The following is a 16,958-nucleotide window of genomic DNA, read 5'->3' on the forward strand; positions in this document are numbered from 1 at the left end:
TTTCTTTTCCGGAATGGCTTTCATGGACTCCTATCGCAACAGCGATCCGCGGCCGTCGATCATGCAGGGCTCGCCGCCTCAAATGGTGCTGCCGAAGCTCGACTGGGACCGGCCGCCATGGAATCGCTGGGCCTTCCAACACATCCGCGAATTCCTGCCGACCATCGAGGTCTGGCGCGGTAACGGCCATCGCCATCGTCTTGAGCGCGCAGAGACCGATCTCGACGCGCTGCCGGTGGAAGACAGCAAGGGCCGTCCGACGACGCTCGTTGGCCTGCTCGACGAGACCTACACGGACGGCTTCCTGGTGCTCAAAGACGGCAAGGTCGCCTATGAGCGCTATTTCAACGGCATGGCCGAGCGCACGCTGCATCTGTCGCAGTCGATGGCGAAGTCGGTAACAGGCACCGTGTTCGGTATTCTGGTTGGGCGCGGCTTGATCGACCCGGCCAAACCGGTGACCGCCTATCTGCCGGAGCTCGGCGCGACCGGCTGGGACGGCGCCAGCGTGCAGCATGTGCTCGATATGACCACCGGCGTGCGCTTTTCCGAGGAATACACCGACCGTTACTCCGACATCGGCCAGGTTGATGTCGCCACGGGCTGGAAGCCGGTGCCGCCGGACAGCGATCCGGATTTCCAATGGCCGCCGCATCTGTTCGAGTTGATCCTGCAGCTGAAGGACAAGGTGCGGCCGCATGGCGCCGCGTTCGAGTACCGCTCGATCGAGACCGACGTGCTTGCCTTCATCATGGAGCGGGTCACCGGTAAACGGCTGGCGCAGCTGGTGTCCGAGGAGCTGTGGCAAAAGCTCGGCGCCGACGAAAGCGCTTGCTTCACGGTCGACAGCGCCGGCTATGCGCTGGCCGATGGCGGCTTCAACGCGACGCTGCGCGATTACGCCCGCTTCGGCCAGCTGATCCTCGACAAGGGCCGCGGCATCGTGCCGGCCGACTGGGTCGAGGCGACGCGCAACGGCAGGCATGGGCCGGACTTCAATCCGAGCCTGCCCGAAGGCAGCTATCGCAACCAGTTCTGGATCGAAGACCCGCGCTCACGCGCGCTGATGTGCCGGGGCGTGTTCGGGCAGATGATCCATATCGACTGGGACACCGGCATGGTCGTGGTCAAGCTTTCAAGCTATCCGGATTTCAGCAATGTCGCCTATTCGGTGGCAACGCTGAAGGCGGTGCACGCCATCGCCAAGGCGCTTGGTTGACCCACAACAAATCATCCCTCCGAGGAAACGTTCATGACTGGCAAGACTGCGTTCGAGATCCGCTACGGCTTTGCCCGCAATGAGGTGCTGCTCTCCAACTGGCGCGAAAACCCCTTCAACCGCTGGTCATTCCAGAACCTTGGCGAACTGGTGCCGACCGCTCCCGTGGCGGCGACGCCGGGAAGCGTCGAAGCGCCGGTGCGGGACCTGAGCGGCCTGCTCGGCGAAAAGGTTTCGATCGCCAGCGCCCCGGAAACGGTGGCCGAATTCCTCACACGTTCGACCAGCGACGCGCTGACGGTGATGAAGGCTGGCAAGGTCATCGGCGACTGGTTCGCGCCCAATATGGATTTCGGCGCCCGTCACATCATCTTTTCGATCAGCAAATCGGTCACCGCGATCATCGCCGGAATACTGGAAGGCGAGGGCGTGTTCGACCCGGAAGCGCCGGTGACCCAGTACATTCCGGAAGCCGTCGGTTCGGCCTATGCCGATGCAAGCTGCCGGCATGTGCTCGACATGAGCGTCAGCCTCGACTTCGAGGAGGCCTATCTCGATCCCGAAAGCGCCTTTGCCCGTTACCGTCGCGCTACGCTGTGGAATCCGGGCGGCGGCACTGAAAGCTTGCGCGAATTCATTCTGACCTTGCAGCGGCTCGAAGAACCGCACGGCAAAACCTTCCGCTACCGTTCGCCCAATTCCGATCTGCTCGGCCTGTTGCTCGAACGAGCTTCCGGCCAGCGCTTCCCGGACCTGATGCGCGAGAAACTGTGGCTACCGCTGGGTGCTGTCAGCGAGGCTTCGATCGGCGTCGACATGGAAGGTACGGCGCGCACCGCCGGCGGCATTTCGGTGACGCCGCGCGACCTGGCGCGTATCGGCGAGATGATGCGGCAGGGCGGCACGGCCAATGGCCGCGGCATCGTGCCGGAAGGCTGGGTGCGGGATACGACCGTTGCCGGCGGCAGCGCGGAGACTTGGCAGCGCGGCACGATGGTGCATCTGTTCCCGAAGGGCCGTTACCGTAACAAATGGTACCAGACGGGGGCGGCAAACGGCGCCTTCTGCGGCATCGGCATCCACGGCCAATGGCTCTACGTCGATCCGAAGATGGAAGTGGTGATTGCAAAAATGGGGTCGCAGCCGGTGCCTGAAGATTATCCGCTCGAACGCGAGATCGTTGCCTTTTTCGAGGCGCTGAGCGGGATGGTCTGAGGACGAGCCAAAGCAAGGCGCTTTCCTGTGGACCTCTTTGACGCTTGAGAACACTGCGGTTGGCGTGACGGACATCAGCGCCTATGGTCGCCGCTCTTTGCGACAGGGACCAGCATGGCAGCAGACAGCAAACGCATCGCATCCATCATCGCGGCAGAGATCGGGGCGCGGCCGGAGCAGGCATCGGCAGCTATAGGGCTGCTCGATGAGGGCGCGACGGTGCCGTTTGTGGCGCGCTACCGCAAGGAGGTCACCGGCGGGCTCGACGACACCCAATTGCGCGACCTTGCCGAGCGATTGGCCTATCTGCGCGAACTCGATGCGCGCCGCGATACCATTCTCGGTTCGATCCGCGAGCAGGGCAAGCTGACCGAAGAACTTGAGGCCAAAATTGTGGCTGCCGCCACCAAGGCTGAACTGGAAGACATCTACCTGCCCTACAAGCCCAAGCGGCGCACCAAGGCCGAGATCGCCCGGGAGCGCGGGCTGGGGCCATTGGCGGAGGCTATTTTGGCCAACCGGTCGTTGGTGCCCGCCGAGGCGGCGCTGGCTTATGTGACCGAGGATGTGACCGACGCCAAGGCCGCACTGGAAGGCGCACGCGACATCCTGTCGGAACAGTTCGCGGAAAATGCAGATCTGGTCGGCAAATTGCGAACCTACATGAAGGAGCGCGCTTTCATGCGTGCCCGTGTCGTCGACGGCAAGCAGGAGGCCGGGGCGAAATTCTCCGACTATTTCGACCATGTCGAGCGTTGGGCAAATGTTCCGAGCCACCGTGCGCTGGCCATGCTGCGCGGCCGCAACGAAGAGGTGTTGTCGCTCGACATCGAGGTCGATGCCGACCATGCCTCGCCGGTGAAGCCGGTCGAGCGGATGATCGCCAATGCCTACGCCATCGGCGGCAGCCTGCCGGGCGACCGCTGGCTGATGGAAGTCGCCGGCTGGACCTGGCGGATCAAGCTTTCGCTGCACCTGACGCTCGATTTGATGCGTGACCTGCGCGAGCGGGCGGAGGAAGAGGCGATCCATGTCTTTGCACGCAACCTCAAGGATTTGCTGCTGGCAGCGCCCGCAGGATCGCGTCCGACCATGGGGCTCGATCCCGGCATCCGCACCGGCGTCAAGGTCGCGGTGGTAGATGGCACCGGCAAGGTGCTGGCGACGACGACGGTCTATCCATTTCCGCCGCGGAACGATGTGCGCGGCACACAGGCGGAGCTCGCCAAGCTCATCCGCCTGCACAAGGTCGAGCTGATCTCGATTGGCAACGGCACCGGCAGCCGCGAGACTGAAAAGCTGGTCGCCGACATGCTGTCCGACATGCCTTCGGATGGTGGGCCAAAGCCGCTCAAGGTGATCGTCAGCGAAGCCGGCGCCTCGGTCTATTCGGCCTCCGCGACAGCGGCGGCTGAGTTTCCCGGGCTCGACGTGTCGCTGCGCGGTGCGGTGTCGATCGCCAGGCGCCTGCAGGACCCGCTCGCCGAACTGGTCAAGATCGAGCCGAAATCGATCGGCGTTGGCCAGTACCAGCATGATGTCGACCAGTACCGGCTTGGCCGCTCGCTGGAGGCGGTGGTGGAGGACGCGGTGAATGCTGTCGGCGTCGATCTCAACACCGCCTCGGCGCCGCTCTTGGCCCGCGTGTCAGGCCTGGGCGCGTCGCTTGCCGATGCCATTGTCGCGCATCGCGATGCGACCGGGCCGTTCGCCAGCCGCAAGGAACTGCTCAAGGTAGCGCGGCTCGGCCCGCGCGCGTTCGAACAGTCCGCAGGCTTCCTCCGCATTGCCAATGGCAGCGAGCCGCTCGACGCCTCGTCGGTCCATCCGGAAGCCTATGGCGTGGCCAAGAAGATCGTCGCTGCCTGCGGTCGCGATGTGCGCTCGCTGATGGGAGACAGTGCCGCGCTCAAGGCGCTCGATCCGCGCGTCTTCGTTGACGAACGGTTCGGCCTGCCGACGGTGCGCGACATCATTGCGGAGCTGGAAAAGCCCGGCCGCGACCCGCGCCCCGGCTTCAAGACGGCGACCTTTGCCGACGGCGTCGACGATATCAAGGATCTGAAGCCCGGCATGCTTCTCGAAGGCACCGTCACCAATGTCGCGGCCTTCGGCGCCTTCGTCGATATCGGCGTGCACCAGGACGGGCTGGTGCATGTCTCGCAACTGGCCGATCGTTTCATCAAGGACGCGCATGAGGTGGTGAAGGCGGGCGATGTGGTGAAGGTGCGGGTCGTCGATGTCGACATCAAGCGCAAGCGCATCGCGCTGTCCATGCGCAAGGACGGCGGCGAGGGCGGGACGCCGAAGGGGCCGCGCGACAATGGCGGCGGCAAGCCGGCGCAACCTTCGCCGATGCCGCAGCGTCAGCCGGAAGGACCGGCACAGCAAGGCGCGTTTGGTGCGGCGCTGGCCGATGCCTTGAAGCGGAAGTAGCCTCGAATGGTTCCTTGCAATCGCTAGAGCGTTATCTACCATCCTTGTGTGGAGATACGCGCGATATGGCAAGTTTCGAGAAAGTGAGTGTCCAAGAGTTGGGGCGTCTTTGGGACGGGGGCATGGCGAGTGGCAGTTCGGTCGATGGAGACCAGGCTTTCGCCCGGATCAAAAGCAAGCTCGATGCGAAAGTTGCCGAACGCAAGTCGCAAAAACGCTGCGCTTCCAGCCGGAAACCGAGCCGATGAAGCGGAAGTAGCTACCAGGCCAGAACGGCCGGTTCCTTCTCAACCTGGCCCAGCAGCCAGTCGCGAAAGCTGACGACGGGCGGGTGGCCGCGCTTGTCGTTCGGGACGACGAGGTAGTAGGCGCTGCGGCTTTGCATCGGCTGTCCCGGCGCCTGCACGAGCTGACCGCGCTGCAATTCGCCGGCGATAAGAACTTGCGGCAGGAGCGCGACGCCAAGCCCCGCCATGCAGGCTTGGGCAACGGTGCCGAATTGCTCGAACTGCATGCCGGGTCCGATCGGTGCGCTCAAGCCCTGTTCCTCGAACCATTCGCCCCAGGCCCCGGGACGCGTCGCCATGTGCAGCAGCGGCAGGCGGCTGATGTCGGCCGCCGTGGTGATATCGCGGCTGGCAAGGAAGTCTGGCGAGACCACCGGCATTACGGTCTCGCGCATCAGAAGCGTGGAGTCGGCGTCCGGCCAGTCGGGCTGGCCATGATGGATGGCGGCGTCGAGCCGCTCGCGGGCGAAGTCGAAGCGGCCGATGCGGGTGACAAAGTTGATGGTGATGTCAGGGTTTTCTGCGACGAAATCCGGGATCAGCGGCATCAGCCAGCGCGTGCCGAAGGTCGGCAGTATGGCGAGGTTCAGCATGCCGCTATGCCGATTGCTCATCAATCCGAGCGCGGCGTCGCGCAATTGCCCGAGTGCCGCCCGCACGGCTTCGGCATAGATTTCGCCCGCCGTGGACAGCCGAACATTGCGGCTGTCGCGCTCGAACAGCCGGCGGCCGAACTGTTCCTCCAGAAGTGCTATCTGGCGGCTGACGGCCCCTTGGGTCAAATCGAGTTCCTGGGCGGCAGCGGTGAAGGAGCCAAGGCGGGCCACGGCCTCGAAGGCGGCAAGGGCGCTGGTGCTGGGTAAAAGCCGGCGTTGGACGTTCATGATCCATTACTAAACCTCATTGATCTGTGATGCAATTTTGTTTGATTTTTCCGAAGCGGAGGTGGATAAGCCCGAGCACTTCAAGATTTTGGGAGAGAGCGAAGCCATGGCCGCCGACAAGAACGCGTTCGTCTGGGAAGACCCCTTCCTGATCGAGAACCAGCTTTCCGAGGATGAGCGCATGGTGCGCGATGGCGCGGCCGCCTTTGCCGCCGACAAGCTCGCGCCGCGCATCGAGGAGGCCTATCTCGAGGAAAAGACCGACGCCGGCATTTTTCGTGAGATGGGCGAGGCCGGCCTGCTCGGCATCACCATTCCCGAGGAATATGGCGGGCTCGGCGCCAATTACGTCACCTACGGGTTGGTGGCGCGCGAGGTCGAGCGGGTCGATTCCGGCTACCGCTCGATGATGTCCGTGCAGTCGTCGCTGGTGATGTATCCGATCCATGCCTATGGCTCGGAAGAACAGCGCAAGAAATTTCTACCTAAGCTGGCCTCCGGCGAATGGATCGGCTGCTTCGGCCTGACCGAACCGGATGCGGGTTCCGATCCCGGCGGTATGAAGACGCGGGCCGAGAAGACCGCGAACGGGTACAGGATTTCCGGCTCGAAAATGTGGATCTCCAACGCGCCGATCGCCGATGTGTTCGTCGTCTGGGCGAAGCTCAAGGGCGACAACGGCAAGGACGAAATCCGCGGCTTCGTGCTGGAAAAGGGCATGAAGGGGCTTTCGGCACCGAAGATCGGCGGCAAGCTCAGCCTTCGCGCGTCGATCACCGGCGAAGTGGTGATGGAAGGCGTCGAGGTTGGCGAAGATGCGCTGCTGCCCAACGCCAAGGGCCTCGGCGGTCCGTTCGGCTGCCTCAACCGCGCGCGCTACGGCATTTCCTGGGGCGCGATGGGCGCGGCCGACGATTGCTGGCGCCGGGCGCGGCAATATGGCCTCGACCGCAAGCAGTTCGGCAAGCCGCTCGCCGGCACGCAGCTGTTCCAGAAGAAGCTCGCCGACATGCAGACCGAGATCGCGCTGGGCCTGCAGGCCAGCTTGCGGGTCGGAAGGCTGATGGACGAGGGCAAGATGGCACCGGAGATGATCTCGATCGTCAAGCGCAACAATTGCGGCAAGGCGCTCGACATCGCCCGCCAGGCCCGCGACATGCATGGCGGCAACGGCATCCAGATCGGCTACCACGTCATGCGCCACGCGCAGAACCTGGAGACGGTCAACACCTATGAAGGCACGCATGACGTGCATGCGCTGATCCTTGGCAGGGCTCAGACGGGGATACAGGCGTTTTTCTAAGCTGTGCCGAATTCAAGTGAGGCCGGCCTGCAAATGGCCGATACCTGCGCTTCCGGTGCTCGCGTACCAAAAGTACGCTCTGCTCCGGTTCTCGGTATCAGCCATTTTCGACTCGGCCTGACCTGAATCTCGACACAGCGTAGCCGGCTTCGGCTGCTTAATTTAGGTGCAGCGCAACATCTCTGCTTGGAGAATGGCCAATAGATGTGTCAGGGTTCGGCTGAAGAAACGCCGATCTCCGGGGCCCCATGGCAATACTGGCAGCCGTCTACCACCTGACCCATTACAAATATGACCGGCCGGTGGTTCTCGGGCCCCAGGTCATCAGGCTGCAGCCGGCACCGCATTCCCGCACCAAGGTGCTCAGCCATTCGCTGAAGGTCGGGCCGGCGAACCACTTCGTCAATCTGCAGCAGGACCCCTACGGCAATTTCCTGGCCCGCTTCGTCTTCCCGGAACCGGTGACGGAATTGAAGATCGAGGTCGACCTCGTCGCCGACATGACGATCTACAATCCGTTCGATTTCTTCGTCGAGCCATCGGCCGAGACCTTCCCGTTCGAGTACCCCGAAGACATCAGGGACGATCTCGCCATCTACCGCACGCCGGAGCCGGCGGGGCCGCTGCTGTCTGCTTTCCTCGCAACCATCGACCGTAGCGCCACCAACACCGTCAATTTCGTCGTCGACCTCAATGCGCGGCTGCAGCGGGAGATCGCTTATATCGTGCGGATGGAAACCGGCGTGTTCTCGCCGGAGGAAACGCTGGCCGCGAAAAAGGGATCGTGCCGGGATTCGAGCTGGCTGCTGGTGCAAATCCTCAGGAATCTCGGCCTCGCCGCGCGTTTCGTCTCCGGCTATCTGATCCAGCTGAAGCCCGATCTGGTCGCGCTCGATGGCCCAGCCGGAACCGCTGTCGATTTCACCGACCTGCACGCCTGGTGCGAGGTCTATCTGCCGGGCGCCGGCTGGATCGGCTTCGATCCGACGTCCGGCCTGCTCACCGGCGAAAGCCATGTGCCGCTGGCGGCCACGCCGCATTTCCGCAACGCCGCGCCCATTTCCGGCATGGCGAGCTTTGCCAATGTCGAGTTCGGCTTCGACATGCGTGTCGACCGCATTGCCGAACATCCGCGCATCACCAAGCCATTCTCGGACGAAAGCTGGCAGGCGCTGGATGCGCTGGGCAACAAGGTCGACGCCGCACTTCAAGCGGGTGATGTCAGGCTGACCATGGGCGGCGAGCCGACCTTTGTGTCGATCGACGATTTCGAGTCCGCCGAGTGGAACACCGCCGCCGTCGGCCCGACCAAGCGCGAAAAGGCCGATGCGCTGATCCGTAAATTGCGCGAACGCTTCGCGCCGGGCGGCTTCCTCCATTACGGCCAGGGCAAGTGGTATCCGGGCGAAAGCCTGCCGCGTTGGACCTTTTCGCTCTATTGGCGCACCGATGGCCAGCCGGTATGGAGCGATCCGTCGCTGATCGCGCGCGAAAAGAGCGATGCGAAGGTCGGGCCGCAGCAGGCGGAAAACCTGCTGACGGCAATCGCCGGCGAACTCGGCATCGACAAGGCGATGGTCAGCGAGGCCTATGAGGACCCGGCCGAATGGCTGCTGAAGGAAGGTAAGCTGCCCGACAATGTCGATCCGTCCAACTCCAAACTGGAAGACCCCGAAGAGCGCAGCCGCATGGCGAAAGTGTTCGAGCGCGGGCTGACCAAGCCATCCGGCTATGTGCTGCCGGTCCAGCGCTGGAACAGCCAGGCATCGGACCCGCGCTGGCGCTCGGAGAAATGGAAGACGCGGCGCGGGCGGCTGTTCCTGGTGCCGGGCGATTCCCCGGTCGGCTACCGCCTGCCGCTGGGCACGCTGCCTTATGTGCCGCCGGCACAGTTCCCCTATATCGTGCCGGTCGATCCGTCGCTGCCGCGTGGACCGCTGCCGGCGCGGGAAGCCATACTGCCAGAACCGGCTCCGGCCGAACTGGAAGGCGCCGACGAGATGGCGCGGCGCCAGCAGGCGGTATCGTTCACTGCGACGACCGGCCAGCAAGACCGGGTGGAGCAGGAGATCACCGAGATCGGCGGCGCGGTGCGTACAGCACTTTCGGTCGAGCCGCGCGACGGGCGGCTTTGCGTGTTCATGCCGCCGGTCGAGGCGCTGGAAGATTATCTCGAACTGGTCGCAGCCGCAGAAAACGCGGCCAAGTCGATCCGCCTTCCCGTGCATATCGAAGGCTATGGACCGCCGCACGATCCGCGCCTCAACGTTATCAGGGTGGCACCCGATCCCGGCGTCATCGAGGTCAACATCCATCCGGCTGCCAACTGGCAGGACTGCGTGGCGACGACGACGGCGATCTACGAGGAAGCACGGCAGACGCGGCTTGGCGCCGACAAGTTCATGATCGACGGCCGCCACACCGGTACCGGCGGGGGCAACCATGTCGTCGTCGGCGGCGCGACGCCCAATGACAGCCCGTTCCTGCGCCGGCCCGATCTGTTGAAGAGCCTGGTGCTACAATGGCAGCGGCGCCCGTCGCTGTCCTATCTATTTTCCGGCCTGTTCATCGGCCCGACCAGCCAGGCGCCGCGCTTCGACGAGGCGCGGCACGACTCGCTTTACGAACTCGAGATCGCGATGGCGCAGGTGCCGCATCCGGGCCAGGGCAACACACCGCTGCCTTGGCTGGTCGACCGACTGTTTCGCAACCTGTTGACCGATGTCACCGGCAATACGCACCGCTCGGAAATCTGCATCGACAAGCTGTTTTCGCCCGATGGCCCGACCGGCCGGCTTGGGCTTGTCGAGTTCCGCGGTTTCGAGATGCCGCCCAATGCGCGCATGTCGCTGGCGCAGCAATTGCTGGTGCGCGCCATCATCGCCCGTGCGTGGAACAACCCGCTTGATGGCCGCTTCGTGCGCTGGGGCACCTCGCTCCATGACCGGTTCATGCTGCCGCATTATGTCTGGGCGGATTTCCTCGACATGCTCGACGACCTCAAGCTCAACGGTTTCGAATTCCGGCCGGAATGGTTCGATGCCCAGCTGGAGTTCCGCTTTCCGTTCTGCGGCGAAGTCCAGCATGCCGGCATCAAGCTGGAACTGCGGCAGGCGCTGGAGCCGTGGCATGTCATGGGCGAGCAAGGCGCAATCGGCGGCACTGTGCGTTTCGTCGACTCCTCGGTCGAACGGCTGCAGGTCAGGACCGAAGGCCTCAACCCGGAACGCCATGCCATTGTCTGCAATGGCCGAATCGTGCCGATGAAGGTCACCGACAATCGCGAGGTCGCGGTAGCCGGTGTGCGCTTCAAGGCCTGGCAGCCTTCGTCGGGCCTGCACCCGGCGCTGCCGGTCAACACGCCGCTCGTCTTCGATATCTACGACCGTTGGTCGGGGCGGGCGGTGGGCGGCTGCGTCTACCATGTCGCGCATCCAGGTGGGCGCAGCTACGACACGTTCCCGGTCAACGGCAATGAGGCCGAGGCGAGGCGTCTCGCCCGCTTCGAGCCGCGCGGCCATACGCCGTCGGCCTATGTGCTGCGCAATGAAGAAGCCTCTGAAGACTTCCCCATGACCCTTGACCTCAGGCGGCCAGCAAGACTCTGATCAGCGATGGCAAAGGGGAATCAGAAAAAGGTCCGCGGCAAGCCGCTGAGGCACAGTCTGCTGGAGCACTACCAGCCGATTGACGGCGTCGTCGACGAGATGGTCGATGCTTCGGGCCATCCGCGTCCGGCCTGGGCGCCCTTCATCGAGGCGCTGGAGGAGCTGGGTCCCGAAAAGCTGGGCCAGCGCTTTGCCCGCGCCGACCAGTATCTGCGCGACGCCGGCGTTTATTATCGCGTCTACGACAAGGCCGGCGCCAACGAGCGCGAATGGCCACTGGCGCATATCCCGCTGCTGATCGAAGACAAGGAATGGGCCGGGATCAGCGCCGGTCTCGTCCAGCGCGCCGAGCTTTTCGAGGAGATAGTCGCTGATATCTATGGCCCGAACCGGCTGATCGAGAAGGGAATCCTGCCGGCAGGCCTGATTGCGGCGAGCCCCGAATATTTGCGCCCCGTCGTCGGCACCATGCCGGCCAGCGGTCATTTCCTGCATTTTTGCGCCTTCGAGCTCGGCCGTGGACCGGATGGAAGCTGGTGGGTGCTGGGCGACCGCACGCAGGCACCGTCGGGCGCCGGCTTTGCGCTGGAAAACCGCGTCGCCACGACGCGGGCTTTGTCCGACATCTATGGCGAGATGCATGTGCATCGCCTGGCCGGTTTCTTCCGTCGCTTTCGCGATGCTCTGATCGGCATGGCGAAGGAGAATGACGGCCGCGTCGCCATTCTGACGCCGGGGCCGCTCAACGAGACCTATTATGAGCACGCCTATATCGCCCGCTATCTCGGCATCATGCTGCTCGAGGGCGAGGATCTGACCGTCGCCGGCGGCAAGCTGATGGTGCGCACGGTTTCGGGGCTGATGCCGATCAGCGTGCTGTGGCGGCGGCTCGATGCCGCCTTCGCCGATCCGCTGGAACTGCGGCCAGACTCGCATATCGGCACCCCGGGGCTGGTCGAGGCGATCCGCCGCGGCACGGTTTCGACGGTCAATGCGCTGGGTTCGGGCTTGATGGAAACCCGGGCGCTGCTCGCTTTCCTGCCGAAGATTTCGCGCGCATTGCGCGGCGAAGAACTTCTGTTGCCAAGCGTGGCGACCTGGTGGTGCGGGCAAGCAACCGAACGGGCCCATGTGCTTGCCAATATCGATCGCATGGTGATCGGTCCGGCGCTGTCGACGCGGCTGGCCTTTGAGGATGACGGCCAGACCAGGCTCGGTTCGGCACTGACGCCGGAGGAACGCATCGCGCTGATCGCGCGCATCGAGAGCGATGGCAGCGGTTTCGTCGGCCAGGAAGCGGTGACGCTGTCGACGACGCCGGTCTATGTCGGCGGCTGGCTGGAGCCACGGCCGGCAAGCCTGCGCGTTTATCTCGCGCGCACGCCCGATGGCTGGACGGTAATGCCCGGCGGTTTCGCCCGTGTCGGCCTTTCGCTCGACCCGACGGCCATCGCCATGCAGCGCGGCGGCCAGGCGGCCGACGTCTGGGTGGTCAGCGACCGGTCGGTCGAGCGCGAGACGCTGCTGCCGCAGGAGCATGACAGCTTCGTCCGCACCATGCCGGGCAGCCTGCCCAGCCGCGCGGCGGAAAACCTGACCTGGCTCGGCCGCTATATCGAGCGTTCGGAAGATACGGTGCGTATCCTGCGCGCCTATCATGTGCGGCTGGCCGAGACGTCCGATCCTGACATGCTGCTGCTCGCCGATATCAGGGACTATCTCGAACCCTTCGGCATCGATCTCGAAGCGGCCATTCCGCCCGGATTGATCGGCACGCTGGACAGCGCCGTCTACAGCGCCGGACAGATCCGCGACCGCTTTTCGCCCGATGGCTGGCTGGCGCTGAAGGACCTGTCGAAGACCATTCATCAGTTCGCCACCACGGTGGCGCCGGGTGACGACGCGACACGGGCGATGACGGTCATGCTGCGCAAGCTCGCCGGTTTCTCTGGCCTGTTGCACGAGAATATGTACCGTTTCACCGGCTGGCGTTTCCTCGAGATCGGCCGGCGGATCGAGCGCGGCATCCAGATCGCCCGTACGCTAGCCCGACTGACAAGGTCCGGTGCGCCGGACGGCTCGCTCGACATGATGCTGGAGATCGGCGACAGCGTCATGACCCACCGCCGGCAATATCCGGTGCGGGCCGGACGGCGCACGGTGATCGACCTCTTGGCGCTCGACCCACTCAACCCGCGCTCGATCCTGTTCCAGCTCGAACGGCTGAAGGCGGAGATCGGCCTGTTGCCATCGGTTGGGCCGGAGGGGCATATGTCGGTCGCGGCCAAGGAAATCCTGCAGCTCAACACGGCAATTGCCGTCATGGAGCCATCGGAGATGTCGGCGGAGGTGCTGGACGATCTCGCAACTGAGATCGGCAACCTCTATAGCAGCCTGGCTAAAGCGTATTTCGGTTAACATGCTGTACGATATCAGGCTTCATCTCAGCTACGATTATGACGCCGCGGCCGGTGGCAGCCGGCATCAGGTGCGTGTATTGCCGCCGACCATTGCCGGCGTGCAGCGCGTGATCGCGGCCTCGCTTTCGTTTGTGCCGACCCCATCGGAGCGCACGGATTTTGCCGATTTCTTCGGCAACAATGTCACCGCGATCGCCTTTCGCGACGTCCATGACGGGCTCGACATCAGAATGAGCGCGCGCGTGTCGGTGTCACGGCCGGAGCCTGGGCTCGACGTGTCGCCCGATCTGCAGCGCCTGCGGGAAGAACTCGGCGCCGTACGGTCACTGGCGCCGGATGCACCGCATCACTTTCTCGCCGCCAGCGATCATGCCGGCATCGATGCGGCGATCACCGCCTATGCCCGCGACAGCGCCGGCGGCTCGACGGTCGGCATGGCCATCGATCTGTGCAACCGCATCCACCGCGACTTCACCTATGACGGGGAAGCGACCACGGTGCGTACCGGGGCCAGCGATGCCTTCCGTTTGAAGCGGGGCGTGTGCCAGGACTTCTCCCACATCATGATCGCCGGCCTGCGCGGGCTAGGTATTCCTGCGGGTTATGTCAGCGGCTTCCTGCGCACCATTCCCCCGAAAGGGAAGCCGCGGCTCGAAGGCGCCGATGCCATGCATGCCTGGGTCAAGGTGTGGTGTGGGCGCGATGCCGGCTGGCAGGAATTCGACCCGACCAATGGCATGCGGGCCAGCAACGACCACATCACCGTTGGCTATGGCCGCGACTATTCCGACGTGGCTCCGATCGTCGGCGTGCTGAAAACCACCGGCGGCCAGGTCGGCGACCAGGCCGTCGACGTCATCCCGGTCGCGCTCGAGAAGGCCTGACAGCCTCGAAGCACAGCTTCTCAACAACGGCCATGCCCGTTATGCTCGGTCGAAACTTCGGGGAGGATCGGTCGGCAGGCATGCTGATGCGGAGTTCGGTATTGACGGCAATCAGCGTCATCATCCCGGCGCACAATGCGGCGGCAACCATTGCGGCCACGCTGGCCTCGCTTCGTTCCGAAGCCGAGGTTATCGGCGAGGTGCTGCTGGTCGACGATTCCTCCTCGGACGGGACGGCAGAAGCCGCGCTGAATGCCGCCACGCAATTCTCGTTGCCGTTGCGCGTGCTCAAGAGCAGCTGCCGGGACGCGGGCGGCTCCCGCAATGTGGCGCTGGCGCAGGCGCAATGCTCCTGGATCTACCTGATCGACGCCGACGACTTGCATCTGGAGGGCGGGCTGCGGTCGATGCTGGTCCGGGCGGGGGAGCAACCGGCCGCCGACATGGTGATCGGCGCCTACCGTCGGCGCACCGATGGCGAGAACCGGAACCTCAAGCTTCCAGCCGGCTACATAGAAGACGGTATAGCCAATGCCTCGGCCTATCTGGAAGGTCACATTCGCTCGATCGCCGTGGGCAGTGCGCTGGTTTCCCGGCGCGTCGTCGGCGACACGCGCTTCCCGACCGGGCTTGCCTATGACGAGGACACGCTGTTCTGGTCCAGGCTGATGGGCAGGGCGTCGCTTGCCCTGATCGTGCATCCCGTCATGATCTACCACGTTTCGGCAGTGCGTTCCGATGATCGCTTCATCACCAGGCCGGTGCGCCGCTTTCTCGACTGGCGGCTGGCGCTGCGCGAGCTGACTGACTGTGGCATCCCACTGTCGTCGCTAAAGACCAGGGAGGGGCTGGTCGCCCTCAAGATCGCCCGGGTTCACTATGCGCGCGGCGATCTGGAGACGGCGGCGCGGTTCCTGAGGATCGCGGCGGCGGCGCCGAAGGTGCGGTCGAACACCTGGCGTTGCAGGCGCTACCAGCTGAAGCTGGCGCTGCGGCGCTGGTTTTCCTCTCCGCGCGTCCAGTTGCAACGTGCCTGAATCAGCCCCGCCGCAGCTTGCCGTCATTGTCATCGGCTATCGCGCGCCGGCTCAAATCGTCGAGGCGGTGACATCCCTGCTGGATCAGGATGAGCCGCTCGAGATCATGGTGGTCAACTCGGGCGGAGGCGAGGTCCTGGCGCTGCTGACCGGCGCCGGGGTCAAGGTGCCAGTGATCGAGGTCGGTCGAAGGCTGTTTGTAGGCGCAGCCCGCAACCTCGGCATTGCGGCCACCAAAGCGCCTTTCGTTGCCTTTCTTGCCGATGATTGCCTCGCCTGTTCGGGCTGGGCCGAGGCACGGATGCAGCGGCATCTGGCTGGCGACCGCGCCGTGGCGAGCGCGATGGTGAATAGCCATCCGCGCAATCTGATCGCCTGTGCGGCTCATCTGATCATGTTCATGCGACGGCTTCCCGGTCTGCCGTCGGATCGTGCGCTGCGTTACGGCGTGTCGTTCGATCGGCGGCTGTTCGATGAATTTGGCTTGTTCGATGAAACCATGCCTGCTGCCGAAGACACCGAATTCCTGGGGCGGCTGCCGCAGGAACTGCAGCCGGTGTGGGAGTCTAAGGTGCAAACCGTTCATCGCAACGAAACCCGGCTGTCCAGATTGCTTGCCGATCAGTACAGGCGCGGCTGTCGCCGCGGCGATTACCTCGCAGCGTCCGCCCTGAACACTCCGTTTCGGTGTTTTCGCGACACGTTTCGCGATCGGCGGAATGCCCGCAAGCTGGCGAAGATCGGGCTTTCCGATCGGGATCGAACTTTCGCGATGATGTCGATGCCAATTGTCTGGCTTGCCCTGCTGGTCAAATCCGTGGGTGTCTATATTGGCGTGCGAAATCGCGTGAAAGCGGCAACAAGAAAATGATAACGAGCCAAATCAAGCCTCGACGCTGGCGACGGAGCCGACTGTTCTGGACGCGGCAGAGAACGGTCGCAGTTTTCAGCTATCGTTATGACGCGCATCTGGTTGCCGATCTGATCACCAATATCGATCCGGTAGTTGACGGCTGGATTGCCTATGACGATCGCGGGGCGACCGGCGTGTTCAGCAGCGAGCCGCAGCGGCGGCGGATCTTGCTCGACGCAGCGCATGAAGCTGCCGCCGACTGGATCCTGGCTATTGATCCCGATGAGCGGCTGGAACGCGGTACCGCGGAGCGGATCGGACAGCTGACGGGGGATTACAGGCGCATGGCCTGGGGGTTCCGGCTCCGCGAATTGTATTCGCCGACCGAGTACCGGGTCGACGGGCTGTGGGCCGAAAAGTTCCAGTATCGTCTGTTCAGAGCCTACGATCCGGCGAAGTACCGACCAGAGGACCTGCACGGGCTCTGGTATCCTCCCGATCTTGGTTTCAAGGCCCGCAACAGCGGGCTCAACCTCTATCATTTAAAGATGATGGAGCCGAAGCGGCGGATCGCCCGCCGCAATCTCTACCACCACCTGGATCCAAAGGGGCTCCTGCAGGATGTGGGCTATGACTACCTTGCCGATGAGGCAGGGGCCGTGTTCGAACAGATTCCGCCCGGGCGCGACTACCATCCGCCTCACGTCGACGATGGCGGCCTCTGGATGGCCGTGCCGGCTGGTGCCACCATTGGTGGACCCGACCACATTCCATAGCAACGGGGTGGAACCAGCAGTCGGCCTGGCGCTTAT

At 64.0% G+C, this 16,958-nt stretch carries 12 protein-coding genes; 11 read left to right on the forward strand and 1 reads right to left on the reverse strand.

Features of this window, described 5'->3' with window-relative positions:
- The first annotated feature begins 22 nt into the window (after positions 1–22).
- The 4 genes from NKK50_RS08260 (at position 23) to NKK50_RS08275 (ending at position 5,118) form a co-directional block, all read left to right on the forward strand.
- Positions 23–1,219, forward strand: a complete 1,197-nt coding sequence (locus NKK50_RS08260; RefSeq protein ID WP_023754993.1) for a serine hydrolase domain-containing protein — start codon at positions 23–25, stop codon at positions 1,217–1,219.
- Between the two features lie 33 nt (positions 1,220–1,252).
- On the forward strand, positions 1,253–2,434 hold the full coding sequence (locus NKK50_RS08265) for a serine hydrolase domain-containing protein (protein WP_352543254.1): 1,182 nt from the start codon (positions 1,253–1,255) through the stop codon (positions 2,432–2,434).
- A gap of 114 nt (positions 2,435–2,548) precedes the next feature.
- Complete coding sequence (locus NKK50_RS08270) at positions 2,549–4,870, forward strand: Tex family protein (protein ID WP_352499090.1); 2,322 nt, start codon at positions 2,549–2,551, stop codon at positions 4,868–4,870.
- 65 nt (positions 4,871–4,935) lie between these two features.
- Positions 4,936–5,118, forward strand: a complete 183-nt coding sequence (locus NKK50_RS08275) for a hypothetical protein (protein ID WP_023714001.1) — start codon at positions 4,936–4,938, stop codon at positions 5,116–5,118.
- An 11-nt stretch (positions 5,119–5,129) separates the two neighbouring features.
- On the opposite strand, the gene NKK50_RS08280 is transcribed toward NKK50_RS08275, so the two are convergent.
- Positions 5,130–6,041, reverse strand: coding sequence for a LysR family transcriptional regulator (locus NKK50_RS08280; protein ID WP_286439811.1), 912 nt, complete (start codon positions 6,039–6,041; stop codon positions 5,130–5,132).
- Positions 6,042–6,147: 106 nt separating this feature from the next.
- On the opposite strand from NKK50_RS08280, the gene NKK50_RS08285 reads away from it, so the two are divergent.
- From NKK50_RS08285 to NKK50_RS08315, 7 genes are all read left to right on the forward strand, one after another.
- On the forward strand, positions 6,148–7,344 hold the full coding sequence (locus NKK50_RS08285; RefSeq protein ID WP_023751298.1) for an acyl-CoA dehydrogenase: 1,197 nt from the start codon (positions 6,148–6,150) through the stop codon (positions 7,342–7,344).
- Positions 7,345–7,592: 248 nt separating this feature from the next.
- On the forward strand, positions 7,593–10,952 hold the full coding sequence (locus NKK50_RS08290) for a transglutaminase family protein (RefSeq protein ID WP_352499091.1): 3,360 nt from the start codon (positions 7,593–7,595) through the stop codon (positions 10,950–10,952).
- Positions 10,953–10,958: 6 nt separating this feature from the next.
- The gene (locus tag NKK50_RS08295; protein ID WP_023696879.1) at positions 10,959–13,370 is read left to right on the forward strand and encodes a circularly permuted type 2 ATP-grasp protein; all 2,412 of its coding nucleotides are present in this window, start codon (positions 10,959–10,961) and stop codon (positions 13,368–13,370) included.
- 1 nt (position 13,371) lies between these two features.
- Positions 13,372–14,256: a transglutaminase family protein gene (locus tag NKK50_RS08300; protein ID WP_023683456.1), complete on the forward strand. Its 885-nt coding sequence runs from the start codon at positions 13,372–13,374 to the stop codon at positions 14,254–14,256.
- 101 nt (positions 14,257–14,357) lie between these two features.
- Positions 14,358–15,293 (forward strand): glycosyltransferase family 2 protein, encoded by a 936-nt coding sequence (locus NKK50_RS08305; RefSeq protein ID WP_023686317.1) that lies wholly within the window; start codon positions 14,358–14,360, stop codon positions 15,291–15,293.
- Positions 15,286–16,164: a glycosyltransferase family 2 protein gene (locus NKK50_RS08310; RefSeq protein ID WP_023833549.1), complete on the forward strand. Its 879-nt coding sequence runs from the start codon at positions 15,286–15,288 to the stop codon at positions 16,162–16,164. The genes NKK50_RS08305 and NKK50_RS08310 overlap by 8 nt, the downstream gene beginning before the upstream one ends.
- Positions 16,161–16,922 carry a hypothetical protein gene (locus tag NKK50_RS08315; RefSeq protein ID WP_023686315.1) on the forward strand — a complete coding sequence of 254 codons (762 nt, stop codon included), beginning with the start codon at positions 16,161–16,163 and terminating at the stop codon, positions 16,920–16,922. The genes NKK50_RS08310 and NKK50_RS08315 overlap by 4 nt, the downstream gene beginning before the upstream one ends.
- Positions 16,923–16,958 lie beyond the last annotated feature (36 nt).

This window comes from Mesorhizobium sp. M0001, from assembly GCF_040324255.1.
Lineage (GTDB): Bacteria > Pseudomonadota > Alphaproteobacteria > Rhizobiales > Rhizobiaceae > Mesorhizobium.

Coding starts and splice junctions, on each gene's coding strand:
- NKK50_RS08260 (WP_023754993.1), top strand. CDS start 23: ATGGACTCCTATCGCAACAGCGATCCGCGGCCGTCGATCATGCAGGGC.
- NKK50_RS08265 (WP_352543254.1), top strand. CDS start 1,253: ATGACTGGCAAGACTGCGTTCGAGATCCGCTACGGCTTTGCCCGCAAT.
- NKK50_RS08270 (WP_352499090.1), top strand. CDS start 2,549: ATGGCAGCAGACAGCAAACGCATCGCATCCATCATCGCGGCAGAGATC.
- NKK50_RS08275 (WP_023714001.1), top strand. CDS start 4,936: ATGGCAAGTTTCGAGAAAGTGAGTGTCCAAGAGTTGGGGCGTCTTTGG.
- NKK50_RS08280 (WP_286439811.1), bottom strand. CDS start 6,041: ATGAACGTCCAACGCCGGCTTTTACCCAGCACCAGCGCCCTTGCCGCC.
- NKK50_RS08285 (WP_023751298.1), top strand. CDS start 6,148: ATGGCCGCCGACAAGAACGCGTTCGTCTGGGAAGACCCCTTCCTGATC.
- NKK50_RS08290 (WP_352499091.1), top strand. CDS start 7,593: ATGGCAATACTGGCAGCCGTCTACCACCTGACCCATTACAAATATGAC.
- NKK50_RS08295 (WP_023696879.1), top strand. CDS start 10,959: ATGGCAAAGGGGAATCAGAAAAAGGTCCGCGGCAAGCCGCTGAGGCAC.
- NKK50_RS08300 (WP_023683456.1), top strand. CDS start 13,372: ATGCTGTACGATATCAGGCTTCATCTCAGCTACGATTATGACGCCGCG.
- NKK50_RS08315 (WP_023686315.1), top strand. CDS start 16,161: ATGATAACGAGCCAAATCAAGCCTCGACGCTGGCGACGGAGCCGACTG.